This is a genomic window from Streptomyces sp. NPDC059743, from assembly GCF_042732975.1.
GTDB lineage: Bacteria > Actinomycetota > Actinomycetes > Streptomycetales > Streptomycetaceae > Streptomyces.
Window position 1 is genome coordinate 420,442 of sequence record NZ_JBHWGS010000001.1, and the last position, 12,718, is coordinate 433,159.

The 12,718-nt window shown below is 69.5% G+C and carries 13 protein-coding genes; 9 read left to right on the top strand and 4 right to left on the bottom strand.

What is annotated here, in order from left to right:
• The first annotated feature begins 257 nt into the window (after positions 1–257).
• From ACFV6H_RS01875 to ACFV6H_RS01915, 9 genes are all read left to right on the top strand, one after another.
• A complete protein-coding gene (locus ACFV6H_RS01875) occupies positions 258–1,499 on the top strand; it encodes an Ig-like domain-containing protein (RefSeq protein WP_385537360.1) in 1,242 nt (413 codons plus the stop codon).
• 113 nt (positions 1,500–1,612) lie between these two features.
• On the top strand, positions 1,613–2,383 hold the full coding sequence (locus ACFV6H_RS01880) for an enoyl-CoA hydratase/isomerase family protein (protein WP_093602503.1): 771 nt from the start codon (positions 1,613–1,615) through the stop codon (positions 2,381–2,383).
• Positions 2,384–2,634: 251 nt separating this feature from the next.
• Positions 2,635–3,159 carry an ATP-binding protein gene (locus ACFV6H_RS01885; RefSeq protein ID WP_384784846.1) on the top strand — a complete coding sequence of 175 codons (525 nt, stop codon included), beginning with the start codon at positions 2,635–2,637 and terminating at the stop codon, positions 3,157–3,159.
• Positions 3,160–3,330: 171 nt separating this feature from the next.
• On the top strand, positions 3,331–4,143 hold the full coding sequence (locus ACFV6H_RS01890) for a polysaccharide deacetylase family protein (protein ID WP_385537363.1): 813 nt from the start codon (positions 3,331–3,333) through the stop codon (positions 4,141–4,143).
• Positions 4,143–5,324, top strand: coding sequence for a hypothetical protein (locus ACFV6H_RS01895; RefSeq protein ID WP_385537366.1), 1,182 nt, complete (start codon positions 4,143–4,145; stop codon positions 5,322–5,324). Before ACFV6H_RS01890 ends, ACFV6H_RS01895 begins: the two co-directional genes overlap by 1 nt.
• 155 nt (positions 5,325–5,479) lie before the next feature.
• Positions 5,480–6,151 carry an ADP-ribosyltransferase gene (locus ACFV6H_RS01900; protein WP_093602955.1) on the top strand — a complete coding sequence of 224 codons (672 nt, stop codon included), beginning with the start codon at positions 5,480–5,482 and terminating at the stop codon, positions 6,149–6,151.
• 97 nt (positions 6,152–6,248) lie between these two features.
• Positions 6,249–6,464 carry an EF-hand domain-containing protein gene (locus ACFV6H_RS01905; protein ID WP_384784626.1) on the top strand — a complete coding sequence of 72 codons (216 nt, stop codon included), beginning with the start codon at positions 6,249–6,251 and terminating at the stop codon, positions 6,462–6,464.
• A gap of 106 nt (positions 6,465–6,570) precedes the next feature.
• Positions 6,571–7,533 carry a CopD family protein gene (locus ACFV6H_RS01910; RefSeq protein WP_385537372.1) on the top strand — a complete coding sequence of 321 codons (963 nt, stop codon included), beginning with the start codon at positions 6,571–6,573 and terminating at the stop codon, positions 7,531–7,533.
• Positions 7,534–7,642: 109 nt separating this feature from the next.
• On the top strand, positions 7,643–7,876 hold the full coding sequence (locus ACFV6H_RS01915; RefSeq protein WP_093602626.1) for a DUF6296 family protein: 234 nt from the start codon (positions 7,643–7,645) through the stop codon (positions 7,874–7,876).
• A gap of 48 nt (positions 7,877–7,924) precedes the next feature.
• Here ACFV6H_RS01915 and ACFV6H_RS01920 read toward each other — a convergent pair whose 3' ends face one another.
• The 4 genes from ACFV6H_RS01920 to ACFV6H_RS01935 all read right to left on the bottom strand — a co-directional run bounded on the left by ACFV6H_RS01920 (position 7,925) and on the right by ACFV6H_RS01935 (position 12,631).
• Positions 7,925–9,460 carry an amidase family protein gene (locus ACFV6H_RS01920; RefSeq protein WP_385537375.1) on the bottom strand — a complete coding sequence of 512 codons (1,536 nt, stop codon included), beginning with the start codon at positions 9,458–9,460 and terminating at the stop codon, positions 7,925–7,927.
• A gap of 313 nt (positions 9,461–9,773) precedes the next feature.
• On the bottom strand, positions 9,774–11,057 hold the full coding sequence (locus tag ACFV6H_RS01925; protein ID WP_385537378.1) for a PP2C family protein-serine/threonine phosphatase: 1,284 nt from the start codon (positions 11,055–11,057) through the stop codon (positions 9,774–9,776).
• Between the two features lie 95 nt (positions 11,058–11,152).
• The gene (locus ACFV6H_RS01930) at positions 11,153–11,503 is read right to left on the bottom strand and encodes an STAS domain-containing protein (RefSeq protein WP_384975698.1); all 351 of its coding nucleotides are present in this window, start codon (positions 11,501–11,503) and stop codon (positions 11,153–11,155) included.
• Positions 11,504–11,725: 222 nt separating this feature from the next.
• Positions 11,726–12,631 carry a universal stress protein gene (locus ACFV6H_RS01935; RefSeq protein ID WP_385537382.1) on the bottom strand — a complete coding sequence of 302 codons (906 nt, stop codon included), beginning with the start codon at positions 12,629–12,631 and terminating at the stop codon, positions 11,726–11,728.
• Positions 12,632–12,718: the final 87 nt, after the last annotated feature.

Below are 12,718 nucleotides of genomic sequence, written 5' to 3' on the forward strand. Positions count from 1 at the left end.
TTCTCAGTGTCTCAGCGTCCTCTGTGCCTTCTGTGTCCGCAGTGTCCTTTGCGTTCTCTGCGTACGACGCTGTCTGTGCCCCGCCCCGTACAACCCGTATGACCTGCGCCGTCCCGGACTTGTTGGGACACAACGGTGACATTCGCGTACTCAACGCGACGCACGCGGTGTGATTATCTAGCGCCGTGCGCGTGCACATCAGCGCGTGGGAGTGCGGGCCGTGGCGGGGCCAGGCCGTGCGAGGGGAGACGACCAGAGTGAACGGGCTGCCGATATCGGGACAGCGGCGGGGACATCGGGGAACGGGGCCGCTGGCCCTGATGCTGGGGGCGCTCCTGCTGGTCCTCACCGCGTGCGGCGGCGGAGGCGGCGGCTCGGGCAAGGGCGACGGTGACAAGAACCGCGGCAAGGACGCGACGAAGGTCGAGAACGCCGCGTCCGTCGCGGTGGTGACCATCCTTCCGAAGGACAACGCGAAGGGCGTCGCGACCACCGGCGCCCTCAAGGTCTCCGCGGCCAAGGGCAGGCTGACCACCGTCACCGTCCAGGACGACAAGGGCAATCCGGTCGAGGGGAAGCTGGCCGAGGGCGGCGGAGCCTGGGAGCCGCTCCAGCATCTCGCCGGCGCCACCAAGTACAAGGTGCACGCGATCGCCGAGGACGCCGACGGCCGGGAGTCCGCCAAGGACATCACGTTCACGACGCTCGTCCCGAAGAACACCTTCATCGGGACCTACACGCCGGAGGACGGTTCGACGGTCGGCGTCGGGATGCCGGTCTCCATCAACTTCAGCCGGGGCATCACCGATCCCGAAGCGGTCGAGAAGGCCATTACGGTGACGGCCGATCCGGCCGTACCGGTCGAGGGCCACTGGTTCGGCAACGACCGGCTGGACTTCCGTCCCGAGAAGTACTGGGCCGCGGGCACGAAGGTGACCGTGAAGCTCAATCTGGACGGTGTCGAGGGCCGGCCGGGCGTGTACGGCAAGCAGGCCAAGTCCGTGTCGTTCACCATCGGCCGCAGCCAGGTCTCCACCGTCGACGCGAGCGCCAAGACGATGAAGGTCGTACGGGACGGCAAGCAGATCAAGAACATCCCGATCACCGCGGGCGCGCCGGCGACCACCACGTACAACGGTCAGATGGTCATCAGCGAGAAGTACGAGGTGACCAGGATGAACGGCGCGACGGTCGGCTTCGGCGGTGAGTACGACATCAAGGACGTGCCGCACGCGATGCGCCTGTCCACCTCGGGCACCTTCGTCCACGGCAACTACTGGGCGTCCTCGGGCACCTTCGGCTCGGCGAACGTCAGCCACGGCTGTGTGGGACTGCGGGACATCCGCGGCGGCGGCAACAACGGGACGCCGTCCGCGTGGTTCTACAACTCCTCGATCATCGGTGACGTGGTCGTCGTCAAGAACTCGAAGGACAAGCAGATAGCCCCGGACAACGGTCTCAACGGCTGGAACATGTCCTGGTCGGAGTGGATCGCGTAACCCTTACGGAGCAGCCGCCGAGCCGTGGCGGCGACGGACCCGATGCACCGTCACGGTGAGTGTGACCAAGTGCATCGGGTCCGTTGTCGTTAGCGCCGGTTAACCTGCCTCGTATGGCATTCGTGAACCTCGAAGTCTCCGGCGGCGTCGGCACCATCCGGCTCGACCGCCCACCGATGAACGCGCTCAACACCGCCATCCAGGACCGGCTGCGCGAGCTGGCCGAGGAGGCGGGCCGGCGCGAGGACGTCCGCGCGGTGATCCTGTACGGCGGCGAGAAGGTCTTCGCGGCCGGCGCCGACATCAAAGAGATGCGGGACATGGACCACGCGGCGATGGTCGGGCGCTCCCGGGCGCTCCAGGAGTCGTTCACGGCGGTGGCCCGTATCCCCAAGCCCGTCGTCGCCGCGGTCACCGGCTACGCGCTGGGCGGCGGCTGCGAGCTGGCCCTCTGCGCCGACTTCCGGATCGCCGCGGACGACGCCAGGCTGGGCCAGCCCGAGATTCTGCTCGGGCTGATCCCGGGCGCCGGCGGCACCCAGCGGCTGGCCCGGCTGGTCGGTCCCTCCCGCGCCAAGGACCTCATCTTCACGGGCCGTCAGGTGAAGGCCGAGGAGGCGCTGGCGATCGGTCTGGTCGACCGCGTGGTCCCGGCGGCGGAGGTGTACGAGCAGGCGGCGGCCTGGGCCGCGAAGCTCGCCCAGGGGCCCGCGCTCGCGCTGCGGGCTGCGAAAGAGTCGGTCGACGCGGGCCTGGAGACGGATCTGGAGACCGGCCTCGCCATCGAACGGAACTGGTTCGCCGGGCTGTTCGCCACGGAGGACCGCGAGCGCGGCATGCGGTCCTTCGTGGAGGACGGTCCGGGCAAGGCCAAGTTCCTCTGAAAGGGCCTCGGTTGGACACGGAGAGCCACGACGTCAACTCCACGCACGCCTTAGCACAGACTTAAGGCAACCTTAAGGGAAATGCCGTGATCACTCCGGGCGATCATTGAATCGCTCGGTGTCATCGCAGGTCAGAACGGGCTCAAGCGGTCAAGTTCTGCCCTTGGCATATGCCGTTCACGCCCCCTGGAATGATTCATTCCGGGGGGTCCAATCCCTTGGAAAGGCCCCGGAGCGGGCTCTGGGCGGCCATGATGGGGGGCATGGCGGGCCTGGAGGGTGTGGAGCAGCCGCGGCAGCGCGGCAGCGTGACCGCAGCGCGGTGGATACCGTCCGTCGAAGACGAACAGGCGCTCAAGGCGCTGGAGTTGTTCGGCAATCCGACGGAGGCGGAAGTCCGTCTGCCCTCCCGCCCGGAATCCGCCTCGGCCGCCCGCAGGATCACCCACAGTGTGGTCCTGCGCCAGTGGGCGCTCTCGCCGCAGACCGCCGAGTACGCCGTCCTGCTCGTCTCGGAGCTCGTCGGCAACGCCGTACGGCACACCGGTGCGCGCGTCTTCGGATTACGGATGCTGCGCCGCCGCGGCTGGATCAGGATCGAGGTCCGTGATCCCTCCCGAGGACTGCCCTGTCTGATGCCGGTGCACGAGATGGACACCAGCGGGCGCGGGCTCTTCCTGGTGGACCGGCTCTCCGACCGGTGGGGCGTGGATCTGCTGCCGCGCGGCAAGACCACCTGGTTCGAGATGCGGGTCGCCGACCGCCAGACTCCCTGAGGCCTCACCGGCCGTCCTTGCCCGTCGTCCTCGCCCGTCGTCCTCGCCCGTCGCCCTCGCCTTTCGTCGTCACCTGTCGTCCTCATCCGTCGGTATCAGCGCCGGTACGAGCCCTGGCCCTCCATCGGGTTAATCATCACTTTTTGCCCGGTGCGCGCCTTAAATGGGTGCGTGATCCCGATCGACCGTCGCAGAGCACTGCGCGCAGCAGCCGGCGCGGCCGTCACGGGCGCCCTCGCCACCGGCTGTACGGACAGCGCCCCGGGCCCGCCCGGCTCCGTACCCACGTCCTCCGTACCGCCGCACGGACACAGTCCCGGCGCCGTCTCGGGACAGGCGCGGCCCGCGGGCCGCGCCGCGCCACCGCCCAGGCGGTTTCCCGGGCAGCCCGCCGAGATCGCGCACGGCCCACGCGACCGCGCCCGGGTCGCGCTCACCTTCCACGGCCAGGGCGATCCCGCCACCGCCACCGCCGTACTGACCGAGGCGGAGCGCGCCGGGGCCCGGATCACCGTCCTCGCCGTGGGCGGCTGGCTCGACGAGCATCCGCGCCTCGCCCGCCGTGTCCTCGACGGCGGCCACGATCTCGGCAATCACACGCTGCACCACGCCGACATCTCCTCGATGGACGAGGCGGAGGCGTACGCGGAGATCACCGGCTGTGCCGAGCGGCTGCGCCGGCTCACCGGCTCCATCGGCACCTGGTTCCGGCCCTCCCGCACCCAGCACGCCACCGCGCTGATCGAGCGGCTCGCCCGGCGGGCCGGTTATCCGCATGTCCTCTCGTACGACGTCGACTCCCTCGACTTCACCTCGCCCGGCGCATCGGCCGTCGTCCGCACCGTCACCGGGCAGATCCGCAACGGCTCCGTGGTGAGCCTGCACTTCGGCTACGCGGACACGGTCGCCGCACTGCCCGCCCTCCTCGACGCACTGGAACGCCGCGGCCTGCGCGCGGTGACGACCACGGAGCTGCTGACCTGATGCTTCCTCCCATCAAACGGACCACCGCCCTGCTCGGAGCCGCGGCCCTGGCCCTCCTCGCGAGCTGCGCCGATCCCGACGGCCGGCGGGACCGGCCGAACGCCACCAAGGCCTCCGCACAGCCGGTCGTGGCCCGGTCGAGCGCGCCCGCGGGACTGCCCGGTATGCCGCCGGTACAGAACCCGAAGGACATCTATGCCGCCGACCGGCCCGGGATGCTCTCCCCGGTCGTGAAGGGCTTCCCGTCCCGCGTCTATGTGCCCAACACCAACTCCGACACGGTCTCGGTCATCGATCCGGCGACCTACAAGGTCATCGAGACCATCGAGGTCGGCAGACAGCCTCAGCACGTCGTGCCCTCCTGGGATCTGAAGACGCTCTGGGTCAACAACAATCGCGGCCATACGCTCACACCGATCGATCCGGCCACGGGCAAGGCGGGCGAGCCCGTCGACGTACACGATCCGTACAACCTCTACTTCACGCCCAACGGCAAGTACGCAGTCGTCATGGCCTCGCTCGACCGTCAGCTCGTCTTCCGCGATCCGCACACCATGAAGGTGAAGAAGACCGAGCCGGTGACCTGCGCGGGTGTCAACCACGCCGACTTCTCGGCGGACGGCCGCTACTTCATCGTCTCCTGCGAGTTCTCCGGTGAGCTGCTGAAGGTCGACACGGAGCTGATGAAGGTCACGGCCCAGCAGAAGCTGCCGTTCCAGGGCGCGATGCCGCAGGATGTGAAGATCTCACCGGACGGCAAGACGTTCTACATCGCCGACATGATGGCGCACGGCATGTGGGTGCTGGACGGCGAGAAGTTCACCGTCCCGAAGCTGATGGCCACGGGCAAGGGCACGCACGGTCTCTATGTCAGCCGTGACTCCAAGGTGATGTATGTGTCCAACCGTGGCGAGGGCACCGTCTCGATCTTCGACTTCACCCGGAACCGGCTGACCAAGAAGTGGCACCTGCCGGACGGCGGCAGTCCCGACATGGGCGGTGTCTCGGCGGACGGCAAGGTCCTGTGGCTGTCGGGACGTTACGACTCCGAGGTGTACGCGATCGACACCGTCAGCGGCAAGCAGCTCGCGCGGATCCCGGTGGACGGCGGGCCGCACGGACTGGCGGTCTATCCGCAGCCGGGACGCTACTCGCTGGGACATACGGGAGTCTTCCGCTGAGGGCTGGAAGCCGGTGCGGGGCTGCGAACCGGGCCCCGAACCGGCGCGTGAACCGGTGTCAACTCGGGTTCCGTTCCCAGCCGTTCGAAGCCGACACGCCCCCATTCGGGTGATGGTCCACGGCCCGCCGCCGTAGAGCGTGAAGGGTGCTCCTCATGATCACCTCTCGCTCGCGGCAGCGGGCCGCAGCCGTCGCCCTGTCCGTCGTCGCCGTACTCGTCCCGGTCACCACCACCGAGGCCGCGCCCACCGTCTCCGCACCGGCCGTCTCCGCGCCCGCCACCGGCGCGCCCACGCTGACCGGACCTACGCTCACCTCGGCCGCCGTCGCCGCCGCCGAACGCTGTCCTGCCGTCAAGGACCCGCTGTCCGCCGCCGCGGACCGCAGGGTCGATGTGGACCGCATCACTCCGACGCCGTCCTGGCGCACCAACTGCAAGCAGCTCTACCGCGCCGATAGCCGTCCGCCGGAGATCGTCTTCGAGCAGGGCTTCCATCCCAAGGCGACGCTGGACGGCCAGTACGACGTGGAGAAGTACGTCCTGGTCAACCAGCCCTCGCCGTACGTCTCCACCACCTACGACCACGACCTGTACAAGCAGTGGTACAAGAGCGGCTACAACTACTACATCGACGCGCCCGGCGGTATCGACGTCAACAAGACGATCGGTGCCACCCATAAATGGGCCGACCAGGAAGAGGTCGCCTTTCCCGGCGGAATCTCGCGTGAGCTGATCGTCGGTGTCTGCCCGGTCGACAAGCAGAAGAAGACCGAGATCATGACGGAGTGCCTGGACAATCCGCACTACAAGCCCTGGCGCGGTTGACGACCTGATAGGCGCGGGCGCGCGGGCTGCCTCCGTATGGGCGCATGCGAGCCGATAATCTGATCCCGTCAGTACGGCACCACGAAGGGGCGGGACAGTGGCAGACATCGATGACGCGCGCAAGGCGTTCGACCGGTTCGACGCGGACGGCGACGGGCTGATCACGGCGAGCGAGTACAAGAGCGCGATGGCGCAGCTCGGTGACTTCCATGTGACCGAGCCCGTGGCGCAGGCCGTCATCAACGCCCATGACGCCAACGGCGACGGACTGCTCACCTTCGAGGAGTTCGTGGCGTCCCGCAACAACGGCTGACCAGGGGCGGGCGAGTCGGCGGGCCCCGGACCGTGCCGGTCCGGGAGGTCGCGCATTCGCTCCGGTCGCGTTGCCGCACGGCTCGCCCGGAAGCGATGATCAAACGGTGATACTTCCGGGTCCGTCCGCCGATGGCACCAGCGGCTCCCCGGGGCGCAGGACCGCCGTGAACGCGGGCCTGCTCGCCGGGGCGGCCCTGTTCGCCCTACTCGTCGCACTGCTTGCCGCGCTCGGCGCGGGCCTGGCCGCGCGCGGCACCGGTGAGCTGCGAATACCCGGCGCGGGCGGCACCACGGCGCTCCGTGTCGCCGCTCTCGCCGCCCTCGCGCTCCAGCTCGGTGAGCTGGCCGGCGCCCGGCTCGCCCGTGCCGGACCGGTCCCGCGCGGCTGGGCGTTTCCCGCCGCGCTGACCGGTGCCGTCGCCTCCGCCGCGCAGATCGCGCTGCTGGCCGCCGTCAGCGGACTCGACGTCACCACGGTGTACGGCACCGTGGAGGGCCGGCTTCTGCTCGCCATGGCCAACGGCTTTCTGCTGGCCGCGGGCTGCGTCGCGATGAACCGCCCGTCCTGGGCCCTGGCTCCGCTGGCCGTGGTCGTCGGCGCGGAGGCGCTCCGGGCGCACCCGGAGCCGTACACACCGGTGATCGGCATCGCGCTGACCGTCGTCCATCTCACCGCGGCCTCGCTGTGGACCGGCGGGCTGCTGTATGTGCTGCGTACGACCTGGCTGCGACGCGCCGATCCGGCCGCTGCCAGGGCCGTGCTGGCCCGCTACGCCCGTCTCGCCGTGTGGCTCTTCGCGGCCCTGGCCGCCACCGGCACTCTCTCCACCGTGCGCAGGCTTCCCGCCGATGTCGTGCTGACCACCGCGTACGGCCGTGTCCTGATCGCCAAACTCGTCCTGGTCGCGGTCGTGAGCGCGCTGGCCCTGACCGCCCGCCACCGGCTGCGCCACGACCGGGACGCCGGCCCACCCGCCCGCGCCGAGCTGGCTCTGCTGGCCGTGGTCGTCGTGCTCTCGGCGATCCTGACGGTCGTTCCCGATCCGCACTGGCTCAGCGTCCGCTGAGATCCGGCCCGCCCGCCGGCGTTCTCATGAGGCGCGGGCCGCGTGTCTGGGTAACCATGGGTGGGAAGCAGGTCACAGGCCCCTGCCAGAGCCTTGTCGGGAGGCCCCGATGGACGACTATCCGGAGAGTTACGAGCTGGTGTTCCAGGCATCCGCCGTGGAGGACGATGTGGTGATCGTCCGGCGCACCGCGGAAGCCGGCGCCGGCGGATTCCCGGTCTACGAGGACGAGACCGGGATCGTACGCGCGGAGATCAGCGACCGAGGAGAGGTGCGGATGCTGGCGAGCGGCGGACACCAGGAGCTCGGAGCGCCGATGCTGGTGCGCTCGCTCAGCTCCTGATGCCGCGGCCCTGATGCGCGCCCTGATTCCTCAGGGCGCGCAGGTTTCTCAGGGCGCGCAGGATTCCTTGAAGCCGGTGAGAGCGGTGCAGCGGTACGCCGCAGGATTGATCACCGACGGCGGCCGGCGCAGCTTGGTGGCCTGCTCGTAGTCGTAGGCGTAACCGACGAGCGTGGGTTCGCTCCACGCCTGGCCGAGGAACGAGATGCTGAACGGCCGCCGGTTGGCGGCCTGATAGCCGGCCGGGACGCTGACGGAGGGATATCCCGCCTTCGCGCCGATGCCCGCGCTGCCGCTGTTGGCGAAGAGCAGCGCCGTCAGGCCGTTGTCCTTCATGACGGCGTCGATACGGTCCTTGCTGTCGGCGAGGTCCTGTGCGCGGTTCGCCTGGTAGAGGGCGGTGTCCGTGCTGTCCGGGGAGAGGTCCTTGGCCTGGGAGTTGAGCGCGTTGACCTGTCCGAACTTCAGCGCCTCGGAGGCGTGCGCGCTGTTGTAGGCGATGATGTCGGCGAGGCTCTTCATCGGGGCTTTCCTCGGCAGCCTGGCCAGATACGCGTTCAGATCGCGCTTGAACTCGTAGGACAGAACGGTCGAACTGTGGCCCGAGGTGTCCAGGGTGACATCGACGAGCGTCGCGCCCCGGGCCTTGAGCGCGGTGACGGCCGCGTCCCAGAGAGCGCGGTTGTCGGTTCCCGTCGCCGGTATCTGGCTGGCGACGACGCCGATACGGGCTCCTCGCAGCGCGGTCGTGGACAGGTCCTCGGTGAAGTCGTGCCCGACGAGCGGATTGGCGGCGGTGGCCGGATCCTCCCGGTCCTTGCCGTCCAGGGCGGTGAGCGTGGCCGCCGCGTCGGCGACCGTACGGGTGAGCGGGCCCGCCGTGTCCTGGCTGGCGGCGATCGGCACGATGCCCGTACGGCTGGCCAGTCCCACCGTCGGCTTGATGCCGACCACGGAGTTGGAGTACGCGGGGCTGAGGATGGAGCCGGAGGTCTCGGTGCCCACGGTGACGGCGCCGAGGCCGACCGATGCCGCGACGCCCGAACCGGCGCTGGAGCCGCTTGGTGACTGGCTCCCGTCGTAGGCGTTGAGCACCTGTCCGCCCAGCGAGCTGTAGCCGCCGGGCATTCCGGAGGTCAGATAGTTGGCGAACTCGGTGAGATTGGCCTTGCCGAGGATGACCGCGCCGGCCTTGCGGAACTGCGCGACGATCGGCGCGTCCTTGGCGGGATACGAGTCGGCGAGTGCCACGGATCCCGCGGTGGTCGGCATGCCCGCGACATCGATGTTGTCCTTGACGAGGACCGGTATGCCGAGGAGCGGGCTGTGCGGGCCCTTGCCGCGCCGTATCTTGTCCGCGGCTGCGGCTTCCTTCATGGCGTCGGGATTGACGGAACGTACGGCATTGAGCGAGGGCCCTTGGGAGTTGAGGGCCCGGATGCGCTCCAGATAGGCCTCGGTGAGCCTGGTACTGGAGAGCTTGCCGGAGTCGAGAAGACCGTTCAGCTCGGCGACGGTCGCGGTTTCGAGGTCGAGGGAGAGCGGTCTCTCGGGACGGTGAGCGGTCGCGTCGGCTCTGGTCATGGTCAGAGAGACGGTACCGGCGACCATCAGCGCGGCGGTGGCGAGGGCTATGGCGTGACGTCGGCGGAACGCCGTGCGCGCCGGGGAGTTGGCGTCGATCGTAGGCTCCTTGCGAGGCGTTGCAAACCTTTGGCCTGAGCATGGAAACGGCGATCTTTGTCCGGCGCATATCGGCGTGATGTCGGTCGAGTTGCCATCAGCGCACCTGAGTCGGGTGAATCGGTAGATGGGCGAATCGGTGCGGTGGAAGGGTGGTTGGTGACGGTCGGCGGGATCAGACGGCCGGCGGGATCAGCGGGCGGTCAGTGGGCGGTCAGCGGGCCGGAGGCGGCGTGGTCGGGGGAGGCGTGGTCGGGGGAGGCATCGCTTCTCCGGCGCCGGTGTCGGTGTCGGTGTCGGTGTCGGTGTCGAACAGATAGTGGCTCCGGCGCGGGCGGCCCAGGGCGCGAGGCCCGTGGAGATACTGCCGAGCAGGGGCGCGCTGGATGACCAGAATCGCGGCGTCGTCGGCGCAGGCACCGCCCGTATGGTCGAGCAGATCGCGGTGGATATGGCGCAGCAGACCTTCCGGGCCGGAGGCCGGGAAGGACGCGATCCGTTCGGCGAGCGGATAGAAGTCGCCTGCCGGTGAGCGGGCTTCGATCACACCGTCGGTGTAGAGCACGAGGGCGTCGCCCGCTTCGAGGCTGAACGGATCGGTGCGATGGCTCAGCGCGGACGGTTCGCCGATGCCCAGCGGCGGCGCGGGAGCGGCGGAGTGCAGGACGGTGACCTCGCGGCCGTGCGTCAGAAGCGGCGGTGGATGGCCGCAGTTGATCATCTCGGCCTCGGGGCCCTGGTCGGGTATGTCGAGTACGAGAGCGGTGGTGAAGTGCTCGCCGGGATCGTGCTCGGTGTCGGCGACCTCCTCGATGTTCCGGCCGACGCTGTCTTCGAGAGTCGCGACGAGTTCGGGCAGGGTGGCACAGCGGTGGGCGCCCTCCCGGAAGGCGCCCAGCACCACCGAGGCCTCGCCGATGGAGGCCAGACCCTTGCCCCGGACATCGCCGATGATCACCCGGCTGCCGGCGTGCGGCCCGCGGGTGACCGCGAACAGATCGCCGCCGATCCGCGTCTCGTCCTCGGCCGTCAGATAGAGCCAGGCGACGCGCAGCGGCCCGATCCGGCGAGGCGGCGGCCGTAGCAGAACGCGCTGTGCCGCGTCGGCCACCGAACGCACCCGGCTCAGCTCATGGCCGCGCCGCTGCCACACCGAGGAGTACAGGACCACCAGGACGGAGAGCACGGCCACCGAGATGAGCTGCGCCATCGGATTGGTCGTGGCCTGCCAGCCATGGACCGTGACGATCAGGGCCAGCGCCGCCACCGCCAGCGCTCCGATCAGCGCGGTCACCCGTGGCCGGGCGAAGGAGGCGGTGAAGGCGGGCGCGATGATCACCAGCGGACCCAGATGGGTGTGCGCGGGCATGTAGAGGCAGGCTGCGGTGATCGCCACGATCAGCAGAACAGGGATCGCCGGCAGTCCACGGCCACCGCGTGGTCGCTCGGCAGGGCCGATCGTTGGGTGGTGGGACGGGTGGTCCACCGGGTGGTTCACCCATGGTTCTTTAAGGTTCATGCACCCGTTTTGCCCCTTTTGTGGGTGCGTACACGCGCTTGGGGCGGCGTCCGGACAGGGCTGATCAGGTCTGATCAGGGCTTACGAGGCGCGGTCGGATCGCTGTCGACCACGTCGAAGGCGCCCATCAGACCGGCGAACCGCAGTGTTCTGGTGATGTACGGATTGGTGACGACCAGCGTCAGTCTGCCGTCGCGTTCCTGTATACGACGACGTGTCCGGCACAGGACAGAAAGCCCGCTGCAATCGATGAATTCCACATGCTGGAGGTCGATCACCATATCGGGCTCCGGGGCGGTGGTCAGCGAGTCGAGATGGTCGCTTATGCCCGGGGCGGTCAGCATGTCGATCTCTCCGTGCAGTTCCACCACCACGGTCCGGCCCACGACTCTGGTGCGCGGGCGGTTCCGCCACTCGTCCGACATGACCATTACGTGAAGCCTCCGACCGGGTCTTTATGGGACACCGACCATCCAATGGTGTTGTGCCGACTCAGGGAGAGTGCCGACCGGCCCATGGAAGCGGGGACGACCAGTCCTGACCGGAAGGCCACGCGGGGTGCGCGCGGTGCGGCGGCGTGCCTGCTCGGTTCCTGCTCGGCTCGTGGCGGCCGTTCGGTCCGTGGTCGGTCCGTGGTCGGTCCGTGGTCAGTCCGTGGCCGGGACCACCGCGACCGGGCAGGCCGCGTGATGCAGCATCGCGTGCTGGACACGGCTGAGACGGAGACCGAGGGCCGGGCGCCGCCGCTTCGCGCCGAGGACCAGCAGATCGGCGCTCGCCGTCGCGTCGAGGAGCGCCCGGCGCGCCGTGCCCTCCATCAGCCTTCGCCGCAGGACGACGTCCGGGTATTCGTCGTCGACGACTGCCAGGGCCTGGTCCATGTACGCGTCCGCCTGCTGCCGGTACTCCCTCGCCCGGTCGTCTGCGTGTGCCGCCCGGCCTCCGTCGACCAGTGGGGCCGGCGGGTGCGGCAGGTTCTTACGGGCCGGGCGGCGCCAGGCCCGTACGGCGACGAGCTCGCAGTCCCGCCACCGCGCCTCGCGGAAGGCGAAGCGGGTGGCGTCGGCACTGCTGGCGGGACCGCCGATGCCGAGGACCACGCGCCGGTGGGCCGCCCGCCGGTTCGGTTCCTCGCCGCGGACCACGGTCACGGGACAGCGGGCTCTGGCCGCGACGGCCAGGCTCACGGATCCCAGGAGCATGCTCGCGACCGGACCGTGTCCGCGCGGTCCCAGCACCAGCAGTGTCGCCTCCCGCGCTTCTCTCAGCAGCACCGTCACCGGATCCTCCGGCTGGATGTCGGTGGAGACCTTCACATCGGCGGCGAGCCGGTTCGCGCGCTCCTCGGCCGTGGCGACGAGGTTCTCCGCCCGTATCTGCTCGGAAGGGCGGTCGGCGGCGAGCCCCGGCCGTACTCCTTCGTAGTGCTCCCACAGGGAGGCATGGACCAGCCGCAGCGGCAGGCCGGAGCGCTCGGCCTCGGCCGCCGCCCAGTCGACCGCCTGCATGCTGCCTTCCGATCCGTCCACTCCCACGACCAGAGGAAGCTCCATCGCTCCCACCTCCTTTCCTCAAGGGTGACTCGCCCGGGTCCGTGAGGCCTGAGGGGCCGGACGGGCCGCCCGCAGGGCCGGACGGGC